28 protein-coding genes are annotated in these 25,831 nt (G+C 60.4%); 12 read left to right on the forward strand and 16 right to left on the reverse strand.

The annotated features are described in order from the left end of the window. Nucleotides 1–14 precede the first annotated feature (14 nt). From ACOWVD_RS23185 to rfaD, 4 genes are read right to left on the reverse strand one after another with little or no spacing between them, the layout of a single operon-like run. Nucleotides 15–1,181: a glycosyltransferase gene (locus ACOWVD_RS23185; RefSeq protein ID WP_049240834.1), complete on the reverse strand. Its 1,167-nt coding sequence runs from the start codon at nt 1,179–1,181 to the stop codon at nt 15–17. Further along, entirely contained in the window at nt 1,178–2,143 is a 966-nt protein-coding gene (rfaC, locus tag ACOWVD_RS23190) for a lipopolysaccharide heptosyltransferase RfaC (protein WP_049240833.1), read from the reverse strand. Before rfaC ends, ACOWVD_RS23185 begins: the two co-directional genes overlap by 4 nt. A 2-nt stretch (nt 2,144–2,145) precedes the next feature. Next, nucleotides 2,146–3,192 carry an ADP-heptose--LPS heptosyltransferase RfaF gene (rfaF, locus tag ACOWVD_RS23195; protein ID WP_049240832.1) on the reverse strand — a complete coding sequence of 349 codons (1,047 nt, stop codon included), beginning with the start codon at nt 3,190–3,192 and terminating at the stop codon, nt 2,146–2,148. A 22-nt stretch (nt 3,193–3,214) separates the two neighbouring features. Continuing rightward, nucleotides 3,215–4,144 carry an ADP-glyceromanno-heptose 6-epimerase gene (rfaD, locus tag ACOWVD_RS23200; RefSeq protein WP_044030115.1) on the reverse strand — a complete coding sequence of 310 codons (930 nt, stop codon included), beginning with the start codon at nt 4,142–4,144 and terminating at the stop codon, nt 3,215–3,217. Nucleotides 4,145–4,384: 240 nt separating this feature from the next. On the opposite strand from rfaD, the gene kbl reads away from it, so the two are divergent. Together kbl and tdh are read left to right on the forward strand one after the other, a co-directional pair. After that, nucleotides 4,385–5,581 carry a glycine C-acetyltransferase gene (kbl, locus tag ACOWVD_RS23205; protein WP_004931154.1) on the forward strand — a complete coding sequence of 399 codons (1,197 nt, stop codon included), beginning with the start codon at nt 4,385–4,387 and terminating at the stop codon, nt 5,579–5,581. Between the two features lie 9 nt (nt 5,582–5,590). Beyond that, nucleotides 5,591–6,616, forward strand: coding sequence for an L-threonine 3-dehydrogenase (gene tdh / locus ACOWVD_RS23210; protein ID WP_004931152.1), 1,026 nt, complete (start codon nt 5,591–5,593; stop codon nt 6,614–6,616). Between the two features lie 40 nt (nt 6,617–6,656). Here the strand turns inward: tdh and ACOWVD_RS23215 are convergent, their stop codons facing one another. Genes ACOWVD_RS23215 through gpmM form a run of 3 tightly spaced genes read right to left on the reverse strand, consistent with a single transcriptional unit; the run spans nt 6,657 to nt 10,498 of the window. Then, nucleotides 6,657–7,607, reverse strand: coding sequence for a divergent polysaccharide deacetylase family protein (locus ACOWVD_RS23215; RefSeq protein ID WP_049240830.1), 951 nt, complete (start codon nt 7,605–7,607; stop codon nt 6,657–6,659). Nucleotides 7,608–7,609: 2 nt separating this feature from the next. Next, nucleotides 7,610–8,944, reverse strand: coding sequence for a murein hydrolase activator EnvC (envC, locus tag ACOWVD_RS23220; RefSeq protein ID WP_049240829.1), 1,335 nt, complete (start codon nt 8,942–8,944; stop codon nt 7,610–7,612). A gap of 9 nt (nt 8,945–8,953) precedes the next feature. After that, nucleotides 8,954–10,498, reverse strand: coding sequence for a 2,3-bisphosphoglycerate-independent phosphoglycerate mutase (gene gpmM, locus ACOWVD_RS23225; protein WP_049187724.1), 1,545 nt, complete (start codon nt 10,496–10,498; stop codon nt 8,954–8,956). 297 nt (nt 10,499–10,795) lie between these two features. On the opposite strand from gpmM, the gene ACOWVD_RS23230 reads away from it, so the two are divergent. The 5 genes from ACOWVD_RS23230 to cysE all read left to right on the forward strand — a co-directional run bounded on the left by ACOWVD_RS23230 (nt 10,796) and on the right by cysE (nt 13,982). Beyond that, nucleotides 10,796–11,230, forward strand: a complete 435-nt coding sequence (locus ACOWVD_RS23230) for a rhodanese-like domain-containing protein (protein WP_015379424.1) — start codon at nt 10,796–10,798, stop codon at nt 11,228–11,230. A gap of 28 nt (nt 11,231–11,258) precedes the next feature. Then, nucleotides 11,259–11,507 carry a glutaredoxin 3 gene (gene grxC / locus ACOWVD_RS23235; protein ID WP_019452217.1) on the forward strand — a complete coding sequence of 83 codons (249 nt, stop codon included), beginning with the start codon at nt 11,259–11,261 and terminating at the stop codon, nt 11,505–11,507. A 57-nt stretch (nt 11,508–11,564) separates the two neighbouring features. Beyond that, nucleotides 11,565–12,035 (forward strand): protein-export chaperone SecB, encoded by a 471-nt coding sequence (gene secB, locus ACOWVD_RS23240; RefSeq protein WP_004931139.1) that lies wholly within the window; start codon nt 11,565–11,567, stop codon nt 12,033–12,035. Further along, entirely contained in the window at nt 12,035–13,054 is a 1,020-nt protein-coding gene (gene gpsA, locus ACOWVD_RS23245) for an NAD(P)H-dependent glycerol-3-phosphate dehydrogenase (RefSeq protein WP_033631338.1), read from the forward strand. Before secB ends, gpsA begins: the two co-directional genes overlap by 1 nt. Nucleotides 13,055–13,160: 106 nt before the next feature. Further along, nucleotides 13,161–13,982: a serine O-acetyltransferase gene (gene cysE, locus ACOWVD_RS23250; RefSeq protein WP_004931135.1), complete on the forward strand. Its 822-nt coding sequence runs from the start codon at nt 13,161–13,163 to the stop codon at nt 13,980–13,982. A 61-nt stretch (nt 13,983–14,043) separates the two neighbouring features. Here the strand turns inward: cysE and ACOWVD_RS23255 are convergent, their stop codons facing one another. The 5 genes from ACOWVD_RS23255 to cpxR form a co-directional block, all read right to left on the reverse strand. Continuing rightward, nucleotides 14,044–14,715 (reverse strand): DUF3313 domain-containing protein, encoded by a 672-nt coding sequence (locus tag ACOWVD_RS23255; RefSeq protein ID WP_004931134.1) that lies wholly within the window; start codon nt 14,713–14,715, stop codon nt 14,044–14,046. Nucleotides 14,716–14,819: 104 nt separating this feature from the next. Continuing rightward, nucleotides 14,820–15,593 carry a CHAD domain-containing protein gene (locus tag ACOWVD_RS23260; protein ID WP_015379423.1) on the reverse strand — a complete coding sequence of 258 codons (774 nt, stop codon included), beginning with the start codon at nt 15,591–15,593 and terminating at the stop codon, nt 14,820–14,822. 50 nt (nt 15,594–15,643) lie between these two features. Then, on the reverse strand, nt 15,644–16,117 hold the full coding sequence (gene trmL, locus ACOWVD_RS23265; protein ID WP_015379422.1) for a tRNA (uridine(34)/cytosine(34)/5-carboxymethylaminomethyluridine(34)-2'-O)-methyltransferase TrmL: 474 nt from the start codon (nt 16,115–16,117) through the stop codon (nt 15,644–15,646). A gap of 43 nt (nt 16,118–16,160) precedes the next feature. Beyond that, nucleotides 16,161–17,555, reverse strand: coding sequence for an envelope stress sensor histidine kinase CpxA (cpxA, locus tag ACOWVD_RS23270; protein WP_015379421.1), 1,395 nt, complete (start codon nt 17,553–17,555; stop codon nt 16,161–16,163). Further along, nucleotides 17,552–18,250 (reverse strand): envelope stress response regulator transcription factor CpxR, encoded by a 699-nt coding sequence (gene cpxR / locus ACOWVD_RS23275; protein ID WP_004931124.1) that lies wholly within the window; start codon nt 18,248–18,250, stop codon nt 17,552–17,554. The genes cpxA and cpxR overlap by 4 nt, the downstream gene beginning before the upstream one ends. A gap of 148 nt (nt 18,251–18,398) precedes the next feature. Between cpxR and cpxP the strand changes: the two genes are divergently transcribed. The 4 genes from cpxP (at nt 18,399) to ACOWVD_RS23295 (ending at nt 22,283) form a co-directional block, all read left to right on the forward strand. Further along, nucleotides 18,399–18,878 carry a cell-envelope stress modulator CpxP gene (gene cpxP / locus ACOWVD_RS23280; RefSeq protein WP_004931122.1) on the forward strand — a complete coding sequence of 160 codons (480 nt, stop codon included), beginning with the start codon at nt 18,399–18,401 and terminating at the stop codon, nt 18,876–18,878. Nucleotides 18,879–19,010: 132 nt separating this feature from the next. Beyond that, entirely contained in the window at nt 19,011–19,913 is a 903-nt protein-coding gene (fieF, locus tag ACOWVD_RS23285; RefSeq protein WP_421105793.1) for a CDF family cation-efflux transporter FieF, read from the forward strand. A 231-nt stretch (nt 19,914–20,144) separates the two neighbouring features. After that, on the forward strand, nt 20,145–21,107 hold the full coding sequence (gene pfkA / locus ACOWVD_RS23290; RefSeq protein ID WP_004931116.1) for a 6-phosphofructokinase: 963 nt from the start codon (nt 20,145–20,147) through the stop codon (nt 21,105–21,107). A 186-nt stretch (nt 21,108–21,293) separates the two neighbouring features. Further along, on the forward strand, nt 21,294–22,283 hold the full coding sequence (locus ACOWVD_RS23295) for a sulfate ABC transporter substrate-binding protein (RefSeq protein WP_015379419.1): 990 nt from the start codon (nt 21,294–21,296) through the stop codon (nt 22,281–22,283). Nucleotides 22,284–22,348: 65 nt separating this feature from the next. Here the strand turns inward: ACOWVD_RS23295 and tpiA are convergent, their stop codons facing one another. After that, nucleotides 22,349–23,116, reverse strand: a complete 768-nt coding sequence (gene tpiA / locus ACOWVD_RS23300) for a triose-phosphate isomerase (protein ID WP_004931113.1) — start codon at nt 23,114–23,116, stop codon at nt 22,349–22,351. 127 nt (nt 23,117–23,243) lie between these two features. Beyond that, the gene (locus ACOWVD_RS23305) at nt 23,244–23,828 is read right to left on the reverse strand and encodes a DUF1454 family protein (protein ID WP_021504458.1); all 585 of its coding nucleotides are present in this window, start codon (nt 23,826–23,828) and stop codon (nt 23,244–23,246) included. 199 nt (nt 23,829–24,027) lie between these two features. Between ACOWVD_RS23305 and ACOWVD_RS23310 the strand changes: the two genes are divergently transcribed. Continuing rightward, nucleotides 24,028–24,447 carry a DUF805 domain-containing protein gene (locus ACOWVD_RS23310; protein ID WP_049240821.1) on the forward strand — a complete coding sequence of 140 codons (420 nt, stop codon included), beginning with the start codon at nt 24,028–24,030 and terminating at the stop codon, nt 24,445–24,447. An 8-nt stretch (nt 24,448–24,455) separates the two neighbouring features. On the opposite strand, the gene fpr is transcribed toward ACOWVD_RS23310, so the two are convergent. Both fpr and ACOWVD_RS23320 read right to left on the reverse strand, forming a co-directional pair. Then, complete coding sequence (gene fpr, locus ACOWVD_RS23315; RefSeq protein ID WP_004931107.1) at nt 24,456–25,202, reverse strand: ferredoxin--NADP(+) reductase; 747 nt, start codon at nt 25,200–25,202, stop codon at nt 24,456–24,458. A gap of 3 nt (nt 25,203–25,205) precedes the next feature. Continuing rightward, nucleotides 25,206–25,817: a helix-turn-helix transcriptional regulator gene (locus ACOWVD_RS23320; protein WP_049240820.1), complete on the reverse strand. Its 612-nt coding sequence runs from the start codon at nt 25,815–25,817 to the stop codon at nt 25,206–25,208. Nucleotides 25,818–25,831: the final 14 nt, after the last annotated feature.

Genomic DNA, 25,831 nt, shown 5'->3' on the forward strand with positions numbered 1-25,831 from the left:
GGCTCACGTTCCAATTAAGCGATAAAGGATCGCAGCGTGTCGTCGAATTCAACTTTGAACTGAGCATAGTTGAAATGTTCCGCAGGATAGCGCTGCGCATTTCGGCTCAGAGTCTGGTAGGTTTCTCGCTCCAGCAATTTCTCAACGGCATCCGCACAGTCGATATGCGACAGCAGCTTGGGCGCCACCAGGCTGTCGGTCTGCGGATCGTAGACCTCATGCGGGAAGTCGACCTCGATATCGGTGAGCTGCCGGTGTTGTTCGATGGTGACCGACGGCGTCAGGCCAAGGCCGCAGACCCCGTCCTTGACCGCTTCCGGCTGGCCGTCGACCCGCGGGAAAATGACCGGCACGCCGAAATAGAGCGATTCCATGCAGGACAAGCCGAACGGCTCGGTGATCGGCGTGCTCATGTAGATGTGCGTGCGATTGAAGAAGCCGGCGACGTCATCCTGATAACCGCTGAAGGTGACGCGGTCGCCGAGCTGAAGCCGTGCCGCCAGCGCCTCGAACGCCGCGCGATCCGGCCCTTTGCCGGCCACTTCCAGCGTGACGTCATGCCCGCGCCGCAGCAGTTCCTGCATCATCAATAATGAAACGCTGATGCCTTTCAGGCTGACCAGGCGTGAGGCAGTGCCGATCCTGACCGGCTGCGACAGCGTTTTCGGCGCAGCGTCGATCCCCGCCGGCGTCTTGATGCGGTTGATCACCACGTGATTTGGGCAAGGCAGATTAAAGCGCAGCTCCATCACCCGCTTCGACGCGTGTGAGGCGGAAATCACACCGTCCAGCATGGCGAAGAAACGCAGCGTCTTTTTATTCTTGGGGTAACGCCAGGAGCAGCCGTGATCGTAGTAAACCAGCTTGCCGCGCTTGGGTTTGGCCGCCAGCCCCGGCACCAGATCCCAGACGATCACCACGTCGGCGTTCGCCCGTTCAATTTTCCATTTCAGCAAAAATTTGCGCAGGAACTGCGGGCAACGCAACGGCAGCGCATTGATAAGGCGGTTGGCGAAGGTGACGGGCTGATGCGCAGGCAACTGGCGGCGGATCTCTTCGCCAATGTCGCCGCTGATGCACAGGACCTGGTTGCTGCCGTCGGTGGTATCGTTGATGTACTGCAGGAACAGGCGCTCGACGCCGCCCATTTTACCCAGGTTGATAATGTGCAGTTTTTTCATGCTATAACCTTTTGCAACGCCTGCCATGCCGTATCGGCGTCGATTGTCGCCATGCTTTTTTCCGGCGAAATCAGCGAGTGCTGATTTTGCCCGTAACCGCCGATCAGGCCGGGATCGGTCGGCCCGAACAGCGTGATGTTCGGTTTGTCGAGCGCGGCGGTCAGATGGCTGAGCCCGGTGTCGACCGAAACCACGCCTTTGGCGCCGGCCAGCACCTCGGCCACCTGCTGCAGGCTGAGTTTCGGCAGCACTTCGACATGTGGAAAACCTTCCGCCAAGCGCAGCGCGCGCTGATGTTCATGCTCTGCGCCCCACGGCAGTTTGATCTTCAGCCCGCTGTCCGCCGCCAGCGCGATCAGCTCACGCCAGTTTTGCTCCGGCCAATGCTTATCGTCACGGGTCGTCGCGTGCAGAAACACCAAATACTGCCCGGCATCGGCCGGCGGGCGGCTGAGAAAGCGTGCGGCGATGGCGTAATCGCCGTAGCTGCCCGGTTTATCGTAGCCGAGGCTTTTGGCGAACAGTTCGCGCGTGCGTTCCACCGCGTGCTGCTGTTTGTCTACCTCATGGCGCACATTGTAGAACCAACTGGCGAACGGCTCGCGCGCACTCTTGCAGTCCAGGCCATGTTTGTTGCCTTTAGCGATGCGCGTGATCAGCGCGGCGCTTTTGATCAGGCCCTGCGCGTCGATCACCACGTCGTAACGGCGTTCTTGCAGCGCGCGCTTGAAGTCGCAGCGCTGTTGCCGAGTATCGTTGCCGAACCAGTTTTTTCGCCAGCGGCGAATGGCTACCGGGATCACGCGATCTACCGCCGGGTGCCAGGTGGGGATTTGGCTGAAGCCTTCTTCCACCACCCAGTCGAAGCGGATATCGGGAATGGCCTGCAGCGCGTCGGTCAGGGCGGGCAGCGTATGCAGCACGTCCCCCATCGAGGAGGTTTTTACAATTAACACCTGCATGACTATTCCTCGCTGGCGACAAGTAACGGCGTCAGCGCATCCAACACTTGCTGCGGCTGAATATCGATCAAACTTTGGTGGTATCCCTGCTCGGCATCGCCCTTACGCACCTTGTGGTAGCCGCTGATCAGGCGAATGACCCGCGCCTTGTCGGAAAGCGGCGGCGTGAAGTCGGGGCTGCTTGGGCCGTACAAGGCTATCAGCGGTTTGTTCAACGCTGCGGCAACGTGCATTAAACCGGAGTCGTTGCTGACCACCGCCCGGCAGGCTGCGATCAGGATAACTGCTTGCTCCAGCTGGGTTTTCCCGGCCAGATTAAGGCAGAAATCGCGCGCGTCGTCCTGCAATGCGGCGCGGATCTGTTCGCCGGCCTCATGGTCTTTTGCCGAACCGAACAGCGCGATCTGATAGCCGCCCTCGATCAGCCGCTGAGCTAACGCCGCGTAGTGATAGTGCGGCCAGCGTTTGGCGGGGCCGAACTCCGCGCCCGGGCAGAAGCCGACGATCGGCCGGCTGTCGGTCAGGTTGAAGGCCGCGGTGGTGTCGGCGATCTCTTCGTCGCTCACCTGCAGCCGCGGCCACAGCAGCGGCTGCGGCAGATCGTCGGCGCGCAGAACGCGGCCTTTGTCATAGGCCAGCGCCACGTAGCGTTGCACCATCAACGGGAAGGCGCTCTTGTCGAGCACGCGGACGTCGTTCAGCAGGCCGTAGCGCATTTCGCCCCGCCAGCCGGTGCGCTGCGGGATATCGGCGAAGAAGGGCACCAGCGCGGATTTGAACGAGTTGGGCAGAACATAAGCGCGATCGTAACGGTTGGCGCGCAGAGCGCGCCCCAGGCGGCGGCGCTCGCCGAGCCCCAGCGCGCCGTGGCCCAGCGGCATCGCCAGCGCCTGATTGACTTCCGGCATGCGCGCCAGCAACGGGCGGCACCAGGCCGGCGCCATCACATCGATCTCCGCCGACGGGTATTCGGCCTTCAGGGTGCGATAGAGACTTTGCGACATCATCATGTCGCCAACCCAAGAAGGGCCGATAACCAGTATTTTCATACCCAGCGTTAATTCCTTCAGCTTATGCGGTGCGGTTCAACCAGGCCATGTACTCTTTCACGCCTTCGGCGACCGTTTTGAACGGTGCGTTGTAGCCGGCGGCGCGCAGCTTGGTCAGATCGGCCTGAGTGTACGCCTGATAGCGGCCTTTCAGCTTCTCCGGGAACTCGATGTATTCCACAGCGCCTTTCTGGTGGAAGTCCACCACCGCGTCGGCTACCGCCTGGAAGGTTTCCGCTCGGCCGGTGCCGCAGTTGAAGATGCCGGATTTGCCGGTTTCCCAGAACCACAGGTTAACCGCCGCCACATCGCCGACGTAGATGAAGTCACGCTTGAAGTTTTCGCTGCCGGCGAACAGTTTCGGGTTTTCGCCGCGGTTGATCTGAGTATTCAGGTGGAAGGCGACGCTGGCCATGCTGCCTTTGTGGCCTTCGCGCGGGCCGTAAACGTTGAAGTAGCGGAAGCCGCAGATCTGCGAGTCCGCTTCCGGCAGGATCTCGCGCACGTACTGATCGAACAGGAATTTGGAGTAGCCGTAAACGTTGAGCGGCGCTTCATACTCACGCTCTTCGATGAACTCTTCGCGGCCGCCGTAAGTGGCGGCGGAGGAGGCATACAAGAACGGGATTTCGCGATCCAGGCAGTAGTGCAGCAGGTCTTTGGAGTACTGATAGTTATTGTCCATCATGTACTTGCCGTCCCACTCGGTGGTCGCGGAGCAGGCGCCTTCGTGGAACACCGCTTCGATCTCGCCCAGATCGTCGCCGGCCACGATGCTGGCGATAAAGTCTTCTTTATCGATATAGTCGGCGATGTCCAGATCGACCAGGTTGACGAACTTGGTGCCGTCTTTCAGGTTATCCACCACCAGGATATCGCGATATCCCTTGTCGTTCAGTGCCTTAATGATGTTGCTGCCGATCATGCCGGCGCCGCCTGTGACGATAATCATTGGGTTACCCCTGCTAAGCTGCCTGGCGGGGCACAATGCCCCACGCTCAATGGCGGTTATAATAGCATTTCATGCCGCGGCAAACAGCGGAAGGGCTCCGAATATCCCGCATTGCCATTGAAGGCCGCCGTTTGCCGTGATATCTGCTGCAATTTTAATATTCTCTCCCGCGCATTCTCGTCAGTTTGGTTACAAATCAGTAAAATATGCCGCAAATAGCCCAATCCTGGAGATAACCGAATGTCAGCGTCTTTTTATCAGCAGTTGGAACAACAGCTTGCCGCCACGCGCAGTGAAGGGCTGTTCAAGGAAGAACGCATCATCACCTCCGCGCAACAGGCGGATATCGCCGTCGCCGACGGCAGCCATGTGATCAACTTCTGCGCCAATAACTACCTGGGCCTGGCCAACCACCCGGCGCTGATCGCCGCCGCCAAGTCGGGCATGGACAGCCACGGTTTCGGCATGGCGTCGGTGCGCTTCATCTGCGGCACCCAGGACAGCCACAAGCAGCTGGAACAGAAACTGGCGGCCTTTTTGGGCATGGAAGACGCGATCCTGTACTCCTCTTGCTTCGACGCCAACGGCGGGCTGTTCGAAACCCTGCTCGGCCCGGAAGACGCCATTATCTCCGATGCGCTGAACCACGCGTCGATCATCGACGGCGTGCGCCTGTGCAAGGCCAAGCGCTATCGCTATGCCAATAACGACATGACCGAGCTGGCCGCGCAGCTCAAGCAGGCCAAAGCCGACGGCGCGCGTCACATCCTGATCGCCACCGACGGCGTCTTCTCGATGGACGGCGTGATTGCCAACCTGAAAGGGGTTTGCGATCTGGCGGACGAATACCAGGCGCTGGTGATGGTGGATGACTCTCACGCGGTGGGCTTTGTCGGCGCCAACGGGCGCGGCACCCATGAATACTGCGAAGTGATGGGCCGCGTCGATATCATCACCGGTACGTTAGGCAAAGCGCTGGGCGGCGCGTCCGGCGGTTACACCGCTGCCAAGAAAGAAGTGGTGGAGTGGCTGCGCCAGCGTTCGCGCCCGTACCTGTTCTCCAACTCGCTGGCGCCGGCGATCGTCGCCGCGTCGATCAAAGTGCTGGAACTGCTGGAAGAGGGCGATGCCCTGCGCGATCGCCTGTGGGCCAATGCGCGTCTGTTCCGCGAAAAAATGACCGCCGCCGGCTTCACGTTGGCCGGCGCCGATCACGCCATCATCCCGGTGATGCTGGGTGAGGCGAAGTTGGCGCAGGAATTCGCCAATGCGTTGCTCAAGGAAGGCATCTATGTGACCGGTTTCTTCTATCCGGTGGTGCCGAAAGGCCAGGCGCGCATCCGTACCCAGATGTCCGCCGACCACACCCCGGAGCAAATCGAACGCGCAGTGGCGGCGTTTACACGTATCGGTAAGGATCTTGGCGTTATTGCATAAGGTAAAACCATGAAAGCACTGTCAAAACTGAAAGCGGAAGAAGGGATTTGGATGACCGACGTGCCTCAGCCGGAGCTGGGCCACAACGACATCATGATCAAAATCCGCAAAACCGCGATCTGCGGCACCGATGTGCATATCTACAACTGGGACGAGTGGTCGCAAAAAACCATTCCGGTTCCGATGGTGGTCGGCCATGAATACGTGGGCGAAGTGGTGGCGATCGGTCAGGAAGTCAAAGGCTTCAACATCGGCGATCGCGTGTCCGGCGAAGGCCACATCACCTGCGGCCACTGCCGCAACTGCCGCGGCGGCCGCACGCACCTGTGCCGCAACACCGTCGGCGTGGGCGTGAACCGCCCGGGCAGCTTCGCGGAATACCTGGTGATCCCGGCGTTCAACGCCTTCAAGATCCCGGATAACATCTCCGACGAATTGGCTTCGATCTTCGATCCGTTCGGTAACGCGGTGCACACCGCGCTGTCGTTCGATCTGGTCGGGGAAGACGTGCTGGTGTCCGGTGCCGGCCCGATCGGTATCATGGCGGCGGCGGTGTGCAAACACGTCGGCGCCCGCCATGTGGTGATCACCGACGTTAACGAATACCGCCTGGAACTGGCGCGCAAAATGGGCGTGACCCGTGCGGTGAACGTCAGCAAGGAAAACCTCAGCGACGTGATGGCCGAACTGGGCATGACCGAAGGGTTCGACGTCGGCCTGGAAATGTCCGGCGCGCCGCCGGCGTTCCGCACGTTGCTTAATGCGATGAACCACGGCGGGCGTATCGCCATGCTGGGCATTCCGCCTTCGGATATGTCGATCGACTGGAATCAGGTCATCTTCAAAGGGCTGTTTATCAAAGGGATTTACGGCCGTGAAATGTTCGAAACCTGGTACAAGATGGCGGCGCTGATCCAGTCCGGCCTCGATTTGACCCCGATCATCACCCACCGTTTCTCGATCGACGAGTTCCAGCAGGGCTTCGACGCCATGCGCTCCGGCAAGTCGGGCAAAGTGGTGCTGAGCTGGGATTAACCTCGGCGATGTGAAAAGGGCCGGAATTCCGGCCCTTTTTTTATGCTTGCGGTTTGGTTTGCGTCCAGTGCTGCCAATGACGCTTGATGAAAGTCACCGGCGGCGAGGTGGCAATGCTGTCGGCGATAACGCCCAGCGCGGTGCCGGCGTTGGCTTTTTCCTTCGGCGGTTTGACCTTGCACTGCTTGATGCCGCCGCTGAACGGGTTCTTCGGCTGCGGTTTTTGCGGTTTGACCGGCGGGACGTAGCTGCCACCGCCGTTGCCCTGCGGTTCGTTCAGCAGCGCGCTCGGTTTGACCAGTACGATATCGGCGGGCAGCGACGGCAGCATCTGCTGCAGCACCTTCACCGTCGCCGGGCGCGGGTGGCCGATGGCGATGGCGGATCCGTTGCGCCGCGCCAATTCAACCGCGCGGTTGAACTGGCGGCGGATATCGGCTTCGTTCGCGGTATCGTCGAGGAACACCTTGCGTTTGATCACTTTCACGCCGGTGCCGGCCGCGGCGCGGGTCGCCTGGCTGCTGCCGATGGTCATGCTGTCGAGGAAGTACAGGCGGTAGCTTTCGAGCGCCTGCATCACTTTCTGCATGCCCGGCAGGCTGGAGGTCATGGCGCTGCCCATGTGGTTGTTCATGCCGACCGCGTAGGGCACGTTGTTCACCGCGTTGCGGATGATGCGCTGGATCTCGTCGCTGCTCATGGAAGGCTGCAGGGTATCGCGTTCCAGCGGCTGCTTGCTGAGCGGCGCCATCGGCATGTGGATCAAGACTTCGCGGCCCTGGCTGTGGGCGCGGGTGGCCATCAGGCGGGCATGCGGCGCGTTGGGCAAGACTGCGACCGAGATCGCCGTCGGCATTTGCAGCACCGCGTTTTCTTCGTGAGGGCGGTAGCCCACGTCATCGATGACGATGGAGAGTTTTCCTGCCTGCGCAGCGTAAACCTGCAGCAGACAGCCGATTAACAAAGCTGTACGGGTTTTGACATAACGCAAATCTATCTTCCCAACCACGGCAGTGGGTTAACCGCCTGTCCCTGACGACGGATTTCGAAATAGAGCGACGGCGTTCCCTGGCCGCCGCTGGTGCCGACCAGAGCGATCGGCTGGCCGGCGCGCACCTGCGCCCCGACGTTGACCAACGCGCTTTGGTTGTAGCCGTACACGCTCATGTCGCCTTTACCGTGTTCGACCACCACCATCAGGCCATAGCCTTGCAGCCAGTCGGCCAGCAGCACGCGGCCATCGGCGACGGCTTTCACTTCGCTGCCTTCGCGGGCTTCGATCACCATGCCTTTCCAGCGTAGCTCGCCCTGCTGCTGCTCGCCAAAGCCGTGCAGCGTGCGGCCGCGCACCGGCCACATCAGCTGGCCGGCCGGACGACCGAGGCCGCCGGTTCGCGCCATCAGCGAGCGATCGGCTTCGCTAGGTTTGTAGGTGGTGCCGGTTTTCTTCGCCTGCTGTTCCTTGATGCGCACCTGCTCGCGCACTTTGGCCGCTTCACGCGCTTCGCGTTCGGCGCGCGCACGGGCTTCGCGCTCCGCCCGAGCGATCTTGTCGCGCATGCGGGCTTCGTTCTGGCGCAGTTCCACCAGGCGTTGTTGGTCTTTTTCCAGCGAGGCTTCCAGCGCGGTCAGCGTTTTCTTGCGGGCGCCGCGCGCCTGCTCCAGCCTCTGCTGCTGCGTCTGTTGCTCGCTCAGTAAGGATTTTTGCTGGCCCTGTTTGGCCACCAGCGTGGTTTTTTGCTTCGCCAGCTCGGTGCGGGTCTGTTTCAACTCTTCGATGGTTTTCTGGCGCGCTTCGTTCAGATAACCGAAATAGGCCAGAATACGTTCGCTGCGCTGGCTTTCTTCACCGCTGAGGATCAGCTGCACGGCGCTGTGCTGCCCTTGCCGGAAGGCGGCATCGAGCTGTTTGGCGAGGAGATTTTGCTGGGTCGATTGCTGCTTTTGCAGTTTGGTTATCGAGGCGTTCAGGCCGGAAATATCCTTGCCCAACTGGGTGAGCGTGCCCTGGGTGTCGCGCAACTGGCGGCTGGCCTGGGCGATGGTTTTTTCCTGTTGACGCAGCTGATCCTGCAGCGAGCTGCGCTGCTGTTGCTGCTGCTTCACCGCTTTTTCTTTCTCGGCGATGCTCTGCTGGATGTCTTTCAGCTGGGATTTATTGTCTTCCGCCGCCTGGCCGGCGAGCGGCAACAGCAAGACGCCAGCGCAAAATACGCTGGCGCACATGGCGGTGAACGTCCTTGGCGCGGTGCGTTCAGGCAGCGGCCGGCTGCCTGCGTTTGCGCTTCGGGTTACCCTTGATAGTGCAAAAAACGCCTTCTCCCTCATGGAGAAGGATTATTCCACGATGAACAGCGGCTTACCAGTCATCTCTTGCGGGATTTCCATTCCCATCAGCGTTAACAGGGTTGGCGCGATGTCCGAAAGCTTGCCGCCTTCGACCGCGCGCGCCGGTTTGCCGACGTAAATCAGCGGCACCGGCAGGCTGGTGTGGGCGGTGTGCGCCTGGCCGGTGGCCGGATCGCGCATCTGCTCGGCGTTGCCGTGATCGGCGGTGATCAGCAGTTGGCCGTCGACGTCGCGCACCGCGTCAACCACCTGAGCGATGCAGGCGTCCAGCGTTTCCACCGCTTTGACCGCCGCTTCATACACGCCGGTATGCCCCACCATGTCACCGTTCGGGTAGTTGCAGATGATGGCGTCGTATTTGCCGCTGCGGATGGCGCTCAGCAGCTTGTCGGTCAGTTCGGCGGCGCTCATCTCCGGCTGCAGATCATAGGTGGCGACCTGCGGCGAGTTGACCAGCACGCGGTCTTCGCCCTTGAACGGCGCTTCCACGCCGCCGTTATAGAAGAAGGTGACGTGGGCGTATTTTTCGGTTTCCGAGATGCGCAGCTGGGTTTTGTCGTGCTTCATCAGCCATTCGCCGAAGGTGTTGGCCAGCGGCGCCGGCGGATAGGCGCAGGCGGTCGCGATGTCGGCGGCGTATTCGGTCAGCATCACGAAATCGCCGAACTGCACCTGCTTGGCGCGCGGGAAACCGTCGAAGTCGGCGTTCACGAAAGCGCGGGTGATCTGGCGCGCGCGGTCGGCGCGGAAGTTCATGAAGATCAACGCGTCGCCGTCCTGCATTGCGGCATCGGCCTCACCGGCGGCGCGGATCACGGTCGGTCTGACGAACTCGTCGTTTTCACCGCGCTGATAAGCAGCCTGCAGGCCGGCGATCGCATCCTCGGCCACGGAATCGCCTTTGGCTGCGGTCAGCAGGTCATAGGCCAGCTGCACGCGATCCCAGCGGTTGTCGCGGTCCATCGCGTAGTAGCGGCCGATCAGCGAGGCGATGCGCCCGACGCCCAATGCGGCGAAGGCGTCGCGGCAGCGTTGCAGCGGGGCTTCGGCGCTGCGCGGCGGCGTGTCGCGCCCGTCAAGGAAGGCATGCAGATAAATGGCTTTGGCGCCGCGTTGGGCGGCCAGCTTGATCATGGCCAGGATGTGCTCGTCATGGCTGTGCACGCCGCCCGGCGACAGCAGGCCCATGATATGCACCGCCTTGCCGGCCGCTACGGCCTTATCGACGGCGGCGGTCAGCACCGGGTTGGTGAAGAAGTCGCCGTCGGCGATCGCTTTGTCCAGCCGGGTCAGATCCTGGTACACGATGCGCCCGGCGCCCAGATTGACGTGGCCGACTTCGGAGTTGCCCATTTGCCCATCGGGCAGGCCGACATCCAGCCCGGAGGCGGCGATCAGCGTATGCGGCTGCTCCTGCCACAGACGATCCATCACCGGGGTGCCGGCGTTCAGGATCGCGTTGTCCTGCCGCTCTTCACGGTGGCCGTAACCGTCCAGGATCACCAGGACCATCGGTTTTTTGTTGTTCGACATTGCATTGACCTCTTATGAACTTTTTAAGCTGCGAATAGCCATGCGCCCGCCGCAAGCATGGCTATTCGCCCTCGAAAAACCGGCTGATTTTACACCGCCGCCGGCGATAAATAGCCCAAAGAGATCAAGGTTGCGGCGAATCGCGCGGGCTTTTATGCTCTGACGTCGGGAATTTCTCAGCGCAGCCCGCAGTTTCTACAATCGCGCTTGCTTATTGGCTGTATTTGCCGCACTCGGCAGGTATACTCTGGAACCTTGACTTATTTATCCCTTAACTGACGGGAGTTGTTACACCCCATGCTGCAAGAAATTATGCCATTCGTAAGCAGACACCCTATTCTGAGCCTGGCTTGGATCGCTCTGCTGGTCGCCGTGATCGTCATGACCTTCAAAAGCCGTTTCTCCAAGGTCAAAGAGATCGCCCGCGGTGAAGCTATTCGCTTGATCAACAAAGAAGAAGCCGTGGTGGTCGACACCCGCAGCCGCGACGATTTCCGCCGTGGTCACCTGGCCAACGCCATCAACCTGACCGCCAGCGAAATCAAAAACGGCAGCCTGGGCGAGCTGGAAAAACACAAAGCGCAGCCGATCATCGTCGTGTGCGCTAACGGCACCGCCTCCCGCGAGCCGGCGGAGAACCTGAGCAAGGCCGGTTTTGAAAAGGTGACGATGCTGAAAGACGGCATTGCCGGCTGGAGCGGAGAAAACCTGCCGCTGGTGCGCGGTAAGTAACCGTTTAACCTATTTGAGGTGGCAATCCATGGCTAACATTGATATCTACACCAAAGCGACTTGCCCGTTCTGCCATCGCGCCAAGGCGCTGCTGAACAGCAAGGGCGCGGCGTTTAACGAGATCGCCATCGACGGCGATAGCGCCAAGCGCGAAGTGATGATCGAGCGCAGCGGGCGCACCACCGTGCCGCAGATTTTCATCGACGGCCGGCATATCGGCGGCTGCGATGATTTATATGAACTCGATGCTCGCGGCGGCCTGGATCCGCTGCTTTAAGCAGCTTGCCGGTTCACCGAGTGTCAATAAGGACGTTTAACCAAGGGTATTACTCACATGTCAGAACAAAACAGCACCGAAATGGCTTTCCAGATCCAACGTATCTATACCAAGGATATCTCCTTCGAAGCGCCGAACGCGCCGCAGGTTTTCCAGCAGGAATGGCAGCCGGAAGTTAAACTTGATCTGGATACCGCGTCCAGCCAGCTGGCTGACGAAGTGTATGAAGTGGTACTGCGCGTAACCGTGACGGCGACCCTGGGCGAAGAGACGGCGTTCCTGTGCGAAGTGCAGCAGGCGGGCATCTTCTCGGTAGCAGGCATCGAAGGCACGCAGCTGGCGCATTGCCTGGGCGCATACTGCCCGAACATCCTGTTCCCGTATGCGCGCGAGTGCATCACCAGCCTGGTTTCCCGCGGCACCTTCCCGCAGCTGAACCTGGCACCGGTCAACTTTGACGCGCTGTTCATGAACTATCTGCAGCAGCAGGCGGAAGGCGAAGGTGCCGCACCACATCAGGATGCCTGATGAACACCGTCAATGCTTCAATGACTGTCATCGGTGCCGGCTCGTACGGCACCGCATTGGCCATCACGCTGGCGCGTAACGGCCACACCGTGGTGCTGTGGGGGCACAACCCCGCGCAAATTCAAACGTTGCAGCGCGATCGCTGCAATCAGGCGTTTCTGCCCGATGTTCCCTTCCCCGATACCCTGCTGCTCGAAGCCGATTTGGCGCGTGCGCTGGCCGCCAGCCGCGACGTGCTGGTGGTGGTGCCGAGCCACGTGTTCGGCGACGTGCTGCGCCAACTGAAGCCGCATCTGCGCCCGGATGCCCGCATCGTGTGGGCCACCAAGGGGTTGGAAGCGGAAACCGGCCGGTTGCTGCAGGACGTGGCGCGTGAGGCGCTGGGCGAGACGATCCCGCTGGCGGTGCTCTCCGGGCCGACGTTCGCCAAAGAGCTGGCCGCCGGCCTGCCGACGGCGATCGCGCTGGCGGCGACCGATGCGCAGTTCGCCGACGATCTGCAACAGCTGCTGCACTGCGGCAAGAGCTTCCGCGTCTACAGCAATCCCGACTTCATCGGTGTGCAGCTTGGCGGCGCAGTGAAGAATGTGATCGCCATCGGCGCCGGCATGTCCGACGGCATCGGTTTCGGCGCCAATGCCCGTACCGCGTTGATTACGCGCGGGCTGGCGGAAATGAGCCGTCTGGGGTCTGCGCTGGGCGCCGATCCTTCGACGTTCATGGGCATGGCGGGGCTGGGGGATCTGGTGCTAACCTGCACGGACAACCAGTCGCGCAACCGTCGCTTCGGCATTATGCTGGGGCAGGGTAAAGGCGTGCAGGAAGCGCAGGACAGTATCGGTCAGGTGGTCGAGGGCTATCGCAATACCAAAGAGGTGTTGGCGTTGGCGCAGCGGCACGGTGTGGAAATGCCGATCACCGAACAGATTTATCAGGTGCTTTACTGCCACAAGGACGCCCGCGAAGCGGCGCTGAGCCTGCTGGGGCGAGCCCGAAAGGACGAAAAACCCAGCGCGTGACATAAAACGATATGTCGGGGCAGCGGAATGCTGACCCCGCAAATGACCTGGGCCGCTTCGCGCTACCGTGTGAAGCGGCCCGTTTGGCAAGGTAAAGGGGTATGTGATGTCGTCAGAAGAGTTGGAACAGGTCTGGAACAGCATTAAATCAGAAGCGCGAGCACTGGCTGATTGTGAACCGATGCTGGCCAGCTTTTTCCATGCGACGTTGCTCAAGCACGAGAACCTGGGCAGCGCGCTCAGCTATATGCTGGCCAACAAGCTGGCCACGCCGATCATGCCCGCCATCGCGGTGCGTGAGGTGGTGGAAGAGGCCTACAAGTCTGATAACCAGATGATCGTTTCGGCGGCGCGCGATATCCTCGCGGTGCGCCTGCGCGACCCGGCGGTCGATAAATACTCCACGCCGCTGCTTTACCTGAAGGGGTTCCATGCGCTGCAGGCTTACCGCATCGGTCACTGGCTGTGGCAGCAAGGGCGGCAGGCGCTGGCTATCTACCTGCAAAATCAAATTTCCGTCGCCTTTGGCGTGGACATCCATCCGGCGGCGACCATCGGTTGCGGCATCATGCTCGACCACGCCACCGGCATCGTGATCGGTGAAACGGCGGTGGTGGAGAACAACGTTTCTATCCTGCAGTCGGTCACCCTGGGCGGTACCGGTAAAACCAGCGGCGACCGTCACCCAAAAATCCGTGAAGGGGTGATGATTGGCGCAGGCGCCAAAATTCTCGGCAATATCGAAGTGGGCAAGGGCGCGAAGATCGGCGCGGGCTCGGTGGTCTTGCAGGCGATACCGCCGCACACCACCGCCGCCGGCGTGCCGGCGCGCATCGTCGGGCGGCCGGAGAGCGATACGCCGTCGATGGATATGGACCAATACTTCAACGGCACTAACCACGGCTTCGAGTATGGCGACGGCATCTAAGCCGTGGTTGCGGGTTCATTCAGGGGGAGCTTCGGCTCCCCCTGTGTTTTTCAGGCGGTGGTCAGCCCTGTTTCGGGAACGTGACGATGTCGTTGACCATGTCATCGATCGCCGCTTTAACTTCTTGTTCCGTGACTGGCGCACTGTCGTTGTTGACGGTTTTGCCGTAACTCTTGCGCACCACTTCCAGCACCGTTTTACCGCTATCCTGATCGATCAACTGCGCTTCCAGGAACAGCGTGGTGTTTTGCGTCCGGTGGCCAGTGGCGGCCATGGTGCTGGCCACCACGGCCGCTACCGGCACCACTTCATAGAATTTCATATCCTCATCTTCGGCAGACACGGCGGTAATCGCGACTTTGGCCAACAGCACGCGGGAACCTGTCGGGTTATTCAAAACGGTAGTGCGCTCGGCCACCGCTTTTCTCACGCTTTGGTCGGTATAGTTTCTAATTTTGTCCAGCGTTTGTTGGCTGACGCGGGCGGTGGGTTTAGCCGCCGGGTAATAAACCACGGGAGCGACATACACGCCGCGATAATTCGACTCTTTAAAGGTGGGATCGATCCAACGCAGCGTTTTATGGCCGCTTGGCGAGCTGGTTTCCTGCAGCTTGCTGTAGTCCGGCAGGAACCCCGAATATTGATTCGTTTGGGTGACTTTGGACGAGCAGCCCGCCAGCAACAGGCCCGCCGCCAGAACCGCCATGGCAACGCTCAAACGTTGTTTCTTCATATGGTTTCCTATGATGAGTGGTGATTACCCTTACAAAACATAGCGCATTATCTGCGCCTCATCGGGCTTTTTCGGGGCCGGGCGTGCCCTGCTGCGGCCTTTTTTCAGGATCGTGATGCGCCGCCGGTTTTCGCCGCCAGTGCCGGTGATAAGGCGGCGAGCAAGGCGTCCGCGCTGACCAGCGCCTGGCGTTGCTCAGCTTGCCACCGGGGCAACAAGGGCCAGAGATCCGCCTGATGTTCGGCTTGCAGGCACCAAACCTCCCGGTCGTGCCAATCACCGAGGGCGTTCTGCGCCGCTTTCAGGCTCGCCATCGCGGCGGGGGAGAGGGGAAGGCGCTGCGGATAGGCTTCAGCCGCGTAACGCAGGCGTTTTATCAGCAGCCGCAGGCGGTGGCGATCGTAGCCGGTATCGGCCAATGCCCGGCGCAATTGCCGTTGTTGGCGCTGCAGGTGTTTATTCAGGCGGTGTTTGGCGACGCGTTGCGCGCTGCGGCGAAAGCGGCGCGGCCAGGCGTGCAAAAGCGAGGGAAAGCCGATGAGCTGCGGATGGGTGAGCAGTTGACGGTAGCGGGCCTGAAATTCGCTCTGGCGCACGTTAGCCTGCCAATCGAGGCGATGGCGCGCCAGTTCGGCGATCAGCACCTCGAGATCGCGCAGCGGCGTCGTGAGCCTGCCCAATTCGGCGGCGGCCCGATCGAGCCGGGTTGCGCCGGGGCAGCCGCGTAACGGGCGCAGCAGGCTGCGAATACGGCGCAGACAGACGCGCAAGTCGTGCAGCGCTTCGCTGTCTTGCGCCTGTTGCAGCCGCAACAGCGCCTCGTTCAGCGCCGGTTCGAGCCGGCGAAGCTGGGTGACAATCTCTGCGACGAAAGCCATATGCCGTGCCTGGAAAGGATGACTCTTCCAGTATGGCGCGACGTCGCGGATTACGCCTTGATCAGTGCACCGGCATAGCCCAGCTGCCGCCAGGCTTCATACACCACCACCGATACGGCATTCGACAGGTTCATGCTGCGGCTTTGCGCCTGCATCGGGATGCGGATTTTTTGCTGCGCGGGCAGCGCATCGAGGATGTCGGCAGGCAACCCGCGCGTTTCCGGGCCGAACAGCAGGTAGTCGCCGGCCTGGTAGCTGACGGCGCTGTGCGCTGGCGTGCCCTTGGTGGTGAGGGCAAACAGCCGCTGCGGGTTTTCGGCGGCGAGAAAGGCGGCGTAATCGGCATGGCGGCTGACGCGGGTGAACTCATGATAGTCCAGCCCGGCGCGGCGCAGGCGTTTGTCGTCCCACGGGAAACCCAGCGGTTCGATCAGGTGCAGATTAAAGCCGGTATTGGCGCACAGGCGGATGATATTGCCGGTATTGGGTGGAATTTCGGGTTCAAATAAAACGATGTTCAGCATGTTGCAGGCCCCTCGTGAACGAGGGGCGCAGGATAGCAAACTCTTACTGTTCTGTCTTAGACGATAGGCGTTGATGATGCAGCGGCAGCCACAGCACCAGCCGCAGACCGCCAAGCGGGCTGTCTTCGGCCTTCACCCAGCCGCGATGCTGATTGACCGCCGCCTCGACGATAGCCAGGCCAAGGCCGGTGCCGCCGGACTCACGGTCGCGCGCCTCATCGGTGCGGTAGAACGGACGGAAGATCTGCTCGCGGTCTTCGGCGCTGACGCCGGGGCCGTCGTCGTCAACCTGGATAGTCACGCCCTGATTGTCGGCGCTGAACGCCACGGCGATGCGGGTGTGCGAATAACGCAGGGCGTTGCGCACGATGTTTTCCAACGCGCTGTCCAGCGCGCTCGCGTTGCCGAACAGCGTCCACGGACCGGGCGGCGCAGCGATCTCCAGCTGCTTGCCCATCTGTTCGGCTTCGAAACGGGCGTTATCCAGCACGTCGGCCCACAGTTCGTTGGCCTTCAACTGCTCGCGCGCCAGCTCGCCCTTCTGCTGCCCGCGCGACAGCGCCAGCAGATCGTTGATCATCGAATCCAGCCGTTGCGCTTCGGTTTCGATGCGCGCCAGCTCGTGGCCTTCGCCGTGGCGGCGGCGCATCAGCGCGGTGGCCAGCTGCAGGCGAGTCAGCGGCGTGCGCAGCTCGTGCGAGATGTCCGAGATCAAGCGTTGCTGGGCGTTCATCATGCGTTCCAGCGCGCTGACCATCTGGTTGAAGCTGGCGCCGGTGGCCAGAAATTCCTGCGGGCCGGCCTCCAGTTCCGGATGCTGTTTCAGGTTGCCGCGCGCCACGTCATCGGCGGCGTTCTTCAGCTTGCGCGCCGGTTTCGCCAGGCTCCAGGCCAGCCACAGCAGCAGCGGGGCGCTGATCAGCATGGTGACGATCAGCAGCAGCAGCGGCCGGTCGAACATCAGGTTGATGAAATCGGATTGCGGGCTGTTGGCGGGGCGGATCAGGTACAGCTGGTAGTTGTCTTCGCCGTCGCGCACCGCGAACGGCCCGACCAGTTCGACGCGGCCGTACTTTTTCTTCTTCGGATGATCCGAATTGTCGGATTGGCCGATGAAGTTGCGGACGATCTGCATTTCATTGCGCTGCGCGCCGATCACCCGACCTTCGCTGGTGACCAGCAGCAGGCGTTGGCCCGGCGGCGCCCATTTGTCGATGGCGCGGAACAGGCGGCGCCACCACATTAGATCGTTGGCCGGATCGTTTTGCAACTCGGCCTCGACGTGCTGTTCCAGCATCAACCCCTGCCGCTGCTCGCTGTCGAGCAGCGAGGTCATTTGGCGGGAGTCGAGCTTGGGCACCATCAGCACCAGCATTAGCACCAGGGCTAACGTGAACCAGAAAATGGCGAAGATGCGTGCCGTCAAACTGTTGATCATGTTGCAGATACCATCAAATAACCACGCCCGCGCAGGGTTTTGAACCACGGATGCCCGTCTTTGCGATCCGGCAGCTTACGCCGCAGGTTGGAGATATGCATGTCGATGGCGCGATCGAACGGAGTCAGGCGTTTGCCCAGCACTTCCTGGCTCAGCAGTTCGCGCGACACCACCTGGCCGAGATGTTGCGCCAGCAGATACAGTAAGGTGAACTCGGTGCCGGTCAGATCCAGCACCTGGCCGTCGAAGCTGGCCTCCTGGCGGCCGGGGTTCAGCTGCAGGCCATCGACATCCAGCGTCGGGGCGCCGCTGTCGACCTGCTGCTGCTGTTCGCTCCAGTTGGAACGGCGCAGAATGGCGCGAATGCGCGCGACCAGTTCGCGATCGTTGAAGGGTTTCGGCAGGTAATCATCGGCGCCCAGCTCCAGGCCCAACACGCGGTCCAGTTCGCTGCCGCGCGCGGTCAGCATGATGACCGGCGTCTGGTGATGTTGGCGCAGTTCTTTCAGCGTATCGATGCCGTTTTTCTTCGGCATCATGATGTCGAGCAGCAGCAGATCGACGGAGCTGTCCAGCAGCGACAACGCCTGCTCGCCATCGTGCGCGACGACGATATTAAAACCTTCCATTTCAAGCAGTTCTTTTAACAGCGAGGTCAACTCGCGGTCGTCGTCAACTAACAGAATCTTGTTCATTATGATTTACCTCCAGACGCAAAATACGTCATCAACTGTTGCCATTCCATGACTTTACGTAGTTTTACATGCACTGACGCAGGTTTTCAGGTGCGGCGGTACACTGCTCCTCGTTGATTCGCAAAGTGAGAAAGCTTGAGGAGTTGAAATGCGTAAGGTGACCGCATTAGTTATGGCATCACTGCTGGCAATTGGTTCGACCGCTGCCTTCGCTGCCGACACTATACCGGACACAGCCCAACCTCCCGGCAACGACGCGATGACCCGAATACCCGGCCAGCACCATATGTTCGACGGTGTCAGCCTCAGCGAACAGCAGCGCCAGCAAATGCGCGATTTGATGCGCCAGGCCCGGCACGATCTGCCAGGTGTCAATGTAGCTGAAATGGAAGCCATGCATAAACTGGTGACCGCAGAGAAATTTGACGAAGCCGCCGTGTATGCCCAGGCGGAAAAGATGGCCCAACAGCAGGTCAAGCGCCAGGTCGAAATGGCCCGGGTGCGCAACCAAATGTATAACCTGCTGACGCCAGAGCAAAAAAGTGTTTTAGACCAGAAACATCAGCAGCGCATGCAGCAGATGGAGCAACAAATTTCTGGTTTGCAGCAAGCTTCTGCCCAGAAGTGAAGTACGACTGAGTAGTCCCCTGTTTTTCCTTGCCATAGACACCATCCCTGTCTTCCCCGCCATGATGGCGGGGTTTTTTTTATCCGACATTTCGCTATATTGAGCGCCATACCTTTTGACCGGGATCCCTCAATGGAACAGCGCTATGCACGCCTGGTAAAGTCCGCTGCGTTGGCCGCTACCGCGCTGGCGTCGTCGCTGTTGCTGATCAAAATCGTCGCCTGGTACCAGACCGGTTCTGTCAGCCTGCTGGCGGCGCTGGTGGATTCGCTGGTCGATATCGCCGCCTCGCTGACCAACCTGCTAGTGGTGCGCTATTCGCTGCAGCCGGCCGATGCCGAGCACACCTTCGGCCACGGCAAAGCGGAATCGCTGGCGGCGCTGGCGCAAAGCATGTTTATTTCCGGTTCCGCCCTGTTTCTGTTTCTCACCGGCTTCCAGCATCTGTATGCGCCGCAAACGCTGCGCGATCCCGGCGTTGGGGTCGTCGTGACGGTGATCGCGTTAGTCAGCACTCTGATGCTGGTCACCTATCAACGCTGGGTGGTCAGAAAAACGCGCAGCCAGGCCGTGCGCGCAGATATGCTGCATTATCAGTCAGATGTCATGATGAATGGTGCTATTCTTATCGCTCTTGGGCTAAGCTGGTACGGCTTCCAGCGGGCGGATGCGCTGTTTGCGCTGGGCATCGGCGTTTACATCCTCTATAGCGCGCTGCGCATGGGCTACGAAGCGGTGCAGTCGCTGTTGGATCGGGCGTTGCCGGATGACGAGCGCCAGGCGATTATCGCCGTGGTTTCCTCCTGGCCCGGCGTGAAAGGCGCACACGATCTGCGCACGCGTCAGTCGGGGCCGACGCGTTTCATCCAGCTGCATCTGGAGATGGAGGACACGCTGCCGCTGCGCGAGGCGCACCGCTTGGCCGATCAGGTGGAACAGGCGCTGCGGCAACGTTTTACGGGGGCGGACGTCATCATTCACCTGGATCCGTGCTCCGTGGTGCCGCCGGGTAGGCAGGGGCATTGGGAGCTATAATCATATAGAGGCATAGCGCAACGTATTATCATGAATATCTGAGTTAGCTCAGCGTGCCATGCGGTGTTTTAACCGTTATATTGCGTGACTTGAATCAATTCAGCTGGGTGTTTTTGATATAATATCCAGCAATAAGCCGTAAAGCTGGTTTTCTGCAGCCGGAGAGGTTTCAAGACGATCGGCGGAGACAGAATTCTTAAGAAATTGCATCTACACAGTTCAGAGGTAGTCATGATCAAGAAAATCGGTGTACTGACGAGCGGCGGTGATTCGCCGGGTATGAACGCTGCAATCCGCGGCGTTGTGCGTTCTGCGCTTTCAGAAGGTCTGGAAGTTTTTGGTATTTACGATGGCTACCTTGGCTTGTACGAAGATCGCATGGAGCAGCTGGATCGCTATAGCGTGTCCGACATGATCAACCGTGGCGGCACCTTCCTCGGTTCGGCCCGCTTCCCGGAATTCAGGGATGAAAACGTGCGCGCCAAGGCGATTGAAAACCTGAAGAATCGCGGCATCGACGCGCTGGTGGTGATCGGCGGCGACGGTTCCTACATGGGCGCCAAACGCCTGACGGAAGAAGGCTTCCCGTGCATCGGTCTGCCGGGCACCATCGATAACGATGTCGCCGGCACCGACTACACCATCGGTTACTTCACCGCGCTGGAAACCGTGGTGGAAGCGATCGACCGCCTGCGCGATACCTCCTCGTCGCACCAGCGTATCTCCATCGTGGAAGTGATGGGCCGTTACTGCGGCGATCTGACGCTGGCGGCGGCGATTGCCGGCGGCTGCGAATTTATCGTGCTGCCTGAAATCGAATTCAACCGCGAAGATCTGGTGTGCGAAATCAAGGCCGGCATCGCCAAAGGCAAAAAACACGCCATCGTGGCGATCACCGAGCACATCTGCGACATCGATGAGCTGGCGCGCCACATCGAGCAGGAAACCAAGCGTGAAACCCGCGCCACCGTGCTGGGCCACATTCAGCGCGGCGGTTCGCCGGTCGCCTATGACCGCATCCTGGCCTCGCGCATGGGCGCCTACGCCATCGAACTGCTGCTGCAGGGTTACGGCGGCCGCTGCGTCGGTATCCAGAACGAAAAAATGGTGCACCACGACATCATCGACGCGATCGAAAACATGAAGCGTCCGTTCAAGGGCGACTGGCTGGAAACGGCGAAAAAGCTGTACTGATACGCCACTCAGCGCACGACAAAAAAGCCTCCGCTCCCGGGGGCTTTTTTATGCTCGCCGGTGACATATTCCAGAATCATCTATCCCAAAATTTTTTATTCTTTAGTTGCCGGGAAAGTTTCTGGCAGGCTCTGATGCTAAATCAACCGATTGAGGTTGCGCTTAATTTTCTGGGAGAGCCTGTCGATGCGTAAATGGGGTGTAGGTCTGACATTGGTGCTGTTGGCGTCCGGCGCCATGGCGAAGGATATTCAGTTGCTGAACGTGTCATACGATCCGACGCGTGAGTTCTATCAGGCTTACAACACGGCATTCAGCAAGCACTACCAGGCGGAAACCGGCGACAAGGTGACGGTGCGCCAGTCGCACGGCGGCTCCGGCAAGCAGGCGACGTCGGTGATCAACGGCATCGAGGCCGACGTGGTGACGCTGGCGTTAGCCTATGACGTCGACGCTATCGCCGAACGCGGGCGCATCGAGAAAGACTGGATCAAACGCCTGCCGGACAATTCGGCGCCTTACACCTCGACCATCGTCTTCCTGGTGCGCAAAGGCAACCCGAAACAGATTCATGACTGGCCTGATTTGATCAAGCCGGGCGTGTCGGTGATCACACCAAACCCGAAAACTTCCGGCGGCGCCCGCTGGAACTACCTGGCCGCCTGGGGCTACGCGTTGCATCACAACAACAATGATAAGGCCAAGGCGCAGGACTTCGTCAAAAACCTGTACAAGAACGTCGAGGTGCTGGATTCCGGCGCGCGCGGCTCGACCAACACCTTCGTTGAGCGCGGCATCGGCGACGTGCTGATCGCCTGGGAAAACGAAGCGCTGCTGGCGGAGAAAGAGCTGGGCAAAGACAAGTTCGAGATTATCACCCCGAGCGAATCGATCCTGGCCGAACCGACGGTGTCGGTGGTGGATAAGGTGGTCGACAAACGCGGTACCCGCGAGGTGGCGACCGCCTACCTGAAATATCTGTATTCGCCGGAAGGGCAGACTATCGCGGCACAGCACTATTACCGCCCGCGCGATGCGGCGGTGGCGGCCAAGTTCGCCGGGCAGTTCCCGCAGCTGAAGCTGTTCACCGTGGATGACACCTTCGGCGGTTGGACCGAAGCGCAGAAGGTGCACTTCGCCACCGGCGGCGTATTCGACGAAATCAGCAAACGCTGATGCCGTTTAAACGGCAATAAAAAACCCCGGCAAGCCGGGGTTTTTTTATGGCAAGCCTAAGGCAATCAGGCTTTTTTCGCTGCGGCAGCGGCTTTGACGATCACGGCGAAAGCGTCGGCTTTCAGCGAGGCGCCGCCAACCAGCGCGCCATCGATGTCCGGCTGGGAGAACAGCTCTGCGGCGTTCTTGTCGTTCACCGAACCGCCGTACTGGATGATGATTTCAGCGGCAACCGCGGCATCGTGCTTGGCGATGTGATCGCGGATAAATTTGTGCACGGCCTGCGCCTGCGCAGGGGTGGCGGATTTGCCGGTACCGATGGCCCAGACCGGCTCATAGGCGATCACGGTGCCTTTCATCGCCGGTGCGCCCAGCGTTTTCAGCACGGCGTCGATCTGGCGCGCGCACACTTCTTCGGTTTTGCCCGCGGCGTTTTCCGCTTCGGTTTCACCGATGCACAGCACCGGGATCAGACCGGCTTCTTTCAGCACGGCGAATTTCTCGGCGATCACTTCGTCGCTTTCTTTGTGGTAGGTGCGACGCTCGGAGTGGCCGATGATGATGTACTGAGCGCCGACGTCTTTCAGCATGTTGGCGGAAACTTCACCGGTGAAGGCGCCGGACAGGTTAACGTCCACGTTCTGCGCGCCCAGCGCGATGCGGCTGCCGGCCAGCGCGTGCTTGGCCTGATCCAGATACATCACCGGCGGGGCGATGGCGACGCCACAGCCGTCAACGCTACTCAGCTCATTGCGCAGACCGGCGATCAGTTCGTTGACCATGTGAGTGCTGCCGTTAAGCTTCCAGTTACCCATAACTAATGGATGACGCATGTTTTTTCCTCCAACTAGGGAACGCGAGAGTCGAAATGACAACTGCCGGACCGGCAGTTTACCTGCCCAACAGTATAGAGATCATTAAGCGCGAAGGCTTTGCTTTTCGTCATTAAATGCCGCGCCGTTACGGCTCGGAAAGCGCCAGCTTAATCGGTTCAACCGCGAAGGTTACGCCTTTATCGCCGTTGTCCGAGACGACATAGCGAATGGCGCCGACCTGCTGTTGGTAAAAGCGCGATCCTTTGCCTTTTTCCAGCAGGCTGTTCACCTTGTTCTGGCTCTGTTCCACCGTCAATGCCGGTTCGAACTGGCGCATCAGCGCCGCCATGTAGTTGATGGCGATGGCGCGCGCGGCTTTTTCTTCATTGGCCTGCTGCAGCGGCAGATGCGTGATCTGCAACGTTTTGATTTTTCCGGTGCCTTTCTCCAGCGCGGTGGAGGCATACAGGTTTTCGTTGAGTTTGCTGGCGGCGCGCGTCAGCAGCGGCGAATCGTCTTCGGCGGCGGGAATGGCACGGAATTCGCCAATCGGCAGCTTCGGGTTGTCGCGATTGTATTTCTCGCGGAATTTGACCACCGTCAGATCGAAGGTCGGCGCCCCGGCCAGCAGGTAAGGCGCGGTCGGTTTCGCTTCGGCGGCGGGCGGTTCGGCCCAGGCGCTGGCGGCGGCCTGCAGCAGGCAGGCGATGGCGAGGGTTTTTCTCAGCATGGCGTATGGCATCAAGGACAAAGATGGCTCCGATTAAAGCGATAACTCGCGGGCCTTGTCAAAGATCCCACGCCATTATCGGTTCGCTGACGAGAAAGCTGTGCGGCGCGCCGCGTTATGCAAGGCGGAAAACTCGGCCCGGCAGCGCCTATGTTACACTGCGTCGCAGAATATGGGCAGGCTTAGAGCGCAGGAATCGATGACGTTACAACAGTGGTGTTTTTCTTTTAAGGGCCGCATCGGGCGGCGCGACTTCTGGATCTGGATGGGGCTGTGGTTGGCGCTAATGGCGGCGGCGTTTACGCTGGCCAATTATCAATTGATCGCCATCCAATCCATCGCCTTCTTTATCGTGGCGCTGCTGTGGCCGACGGCGGCGGTGCTGGTCAAACGTCTGCACGATCGCAACAAGGCCGGCTGGTGGGCGTTGCTGCTGATCCTGGCGTGGATGCTGGCGGCGGGCAACTGGCAAATGCTGGCGCCGATCTGGCAATGGGGCGTCGGGCGTTTCATCCCGACGCTGATTATCGTGATGATGACTATCGATCTGGGCGCCTTCGTCGGCACGCCGGGAGACAATCGGTTCGGCCCGGAAGCCGAACCGGTGAAGTTCCGCTGATCCTCGGGTTACCAGTAGTGCTCGCTGGTGATGTGGCCCGGTTTGCGGCGCAGGTGCTTGCGCATTTGGCGGTGGTCTTTCAGCGTTTGCTGGGTGTCCCGCACCATCTGCGGGTTGCCGCACAGCATCACGTGGCTGGTTTCGGCGTCGATGGTCAAGCCGATCGCCGCTTCCAGCCGGCCGTCCTCGATCAGCGCCGGCACGCGGCCGGTCAGTGAGCCGGGTGTTTCTTCACGGCTGACGACGGTCTGGATGCGCAGCTTGCCGTTGTAGCGTTGCTGCAGTTGCTGCATCAGCGGCAGGTAGCTCAGATCGCGCGCGAAACGCGCGGCGTGCACCAGCACCAGGTTGTTAAAGCGTTCCAGGCCGACACCTTGCTGCAGAATCGATAAATAGGGGCCGATGGCGGTGCCGGTCGCCAGCATCCACAGCGTGTCGCAGTCGGGCACCTCATCCAGCACGAAGAAGCCGGCGGCTTCTTTGGTCACCATGACATCCGACCCTGGCCGCAGCTGATTGAGGCGCGGGCTCAGTTTGCCTTCCGGCACCGTCACCAGATAGAACTCCAGGTTGGCGTCATCGGGGGCATTGACGTAGGAGTAGGCGCGTTGCACTCGTTCGCCGTCGATCTCCAGCGCCAGTTTGGCGAATTGCCCGGCGGTGAAAGGATCGATGGGGGCATTGACCACCAGGCTGAACAGCCCGTCGGTCCATTGTTTTACCTGCGTAACCTTGCCGTTTACCCATTCAGCCATACTCTAAAGCTCCCGTGGTCGAATCAAATAAGCACAATGTCGTGAGCCGGAAATGGCGTGCGTGGTGCGCTCTATCCGATAGTCGTTGCCGAACAGGCGGTGAAACAGCTGCAGCTCGGAATTGCACAGGCTGCTGCAGTTGGAACCGGCCACGCCGATCGGACAGTGGTTTTCCACCAACAGCGCACCGTGCGGATGATCGAGCAATTCGGCCATGTAACCATCATGTTGCCGCAGACGCACCAATCGGGCTAACCGCTCTTGGTGGCTGCGCTCGGCAGACAGCTCTTCGGCATAACGCAGATAAAGCTGCTCTTCGCGCGCGTTCAGCAACGGTTCCACGCCGGCGCCGCCAAACAGCCGCAGCGCGGATACCCGCAGCCGTTCCTGATCGGCGGCCGCAAAAGCGTGCCCTCGCGCTGTCAGCGACCAGTAGCGCGTCGGGCGGCCGACCTTGCTGCGCGCTTCTTCGTAACAAACCAACTCACGTTTTTCCAGGGATTGCAGATGTTGTCGGATGCCCATCGGCGTGATGTCCAGACGCTCCGCCAGCATTTTGGCCGAGTGCGGGCCGAGAGCCTTTAACTGCAATAAAATCAGCTCAGGTGTTTTCATGAACCAAATCCCTA

Origin of the sequence: Serratia sp. SA088, assembly GCF_049065515.1 — a bacterium.
Taxonomy (GTDB): Bacteria; Pseudomonadota; Gammaproteobacteria; order Enterobacterales; family Enterobacteriaceae; genus Serratia; species Serratia nematodiphila.